Consider the following 712-nt stretch of genomic DNA (forward strand, 5'->3'; position numbering starts at 1 on the left):
ACGCTTAGTCACTTAACCATACAACCCTAAAAAGCCTTGAGTATCGGCCTCATGTCCGCCTTTTGATGTCGGACAAGGGTAATGTTGTATGCATGACAAGCTAATCGGAAGAATTGCCTTGCTATCTCTTTGTTAACCGGACATGCCGATTAACCCGCCTTACGGCGTTTTCGATAACAAGCAATTCAAGTCAAGTAGAGTAAAAAGTGCGTCTTTCGACTTCTCAATTACTCTTTTGATTGATTACTATTAATATCAGCTTTCCAAATTGTTAAAGAACATATCGTGGTAAAACCACTTTTAAATACACTTAGCAAATGCACTTAGAAGTGGTGGAGCTAAGCAGGATCGAACTGCTGACCTCCTGAATGCAAATCAGGCGCTCTCCCAGCTGAGCTATAGCCCCATATAAAATCTTTTGCGGGTAACAAAGCAAAGGCAAAAGAAGTTGGTAGGCTTGGGCAGACTTGAACTGCCGACCTCACCCTTATCAGGGGTGCGCTCTAACCAGCTGAGCTACAAGCCTATCTTGCTCATACTCTGTATAGTGTGAGTGCTGCCTTTTGGTGTTCTCTAATTTTCTAAACAAAACAATCTGTGTAGGCACTGCATCAAGGGCGTCTCGACGTAATAGTAAGGAGGTGATCCAACCCCAGGTTCCCCTAGGGTTACCTTGTTACGACTTCACCCCAGTCATGAAACACAAAGTGGT

At 44.0% G+C, this 712-nt stretch carries 2 tRNA genes and 1 rRNA gene; all 3 read right to left on the bottom strand.

From position 1 onward, the window contains the following. Window positions 1–330 precede the first annotated feature (330 nt). A tRNA-Ala gene (locus O9X84_RS19535) sits at window positions 331–406 on the bottom strand. A gap of 43 nt (window positions 407–449) precedes the next feature. Next, window positions 450–526, bottom strand: a tRNA-Ile gene (locus O9X84_RS19540). A 108-nt stretch (window positions 527–634) separates the two neighbouring features. Then, window positions 635–712: ribosomal RNA gene (locus O9X84_RS19545) — 16S ribosomal RNA — on the bottom strand; the annotation flags it as partial.

The organism is Alteromonas sp. BMJM2, from assembly GCF_027257845.1.
In the GTDB taxonomy this organism is placed as follows: domain Bacteria; phylum Pseudomonadota; class Gammaproteobacteria; order Enterobacterales; family Alteromonadaceae; genus Alteromonas.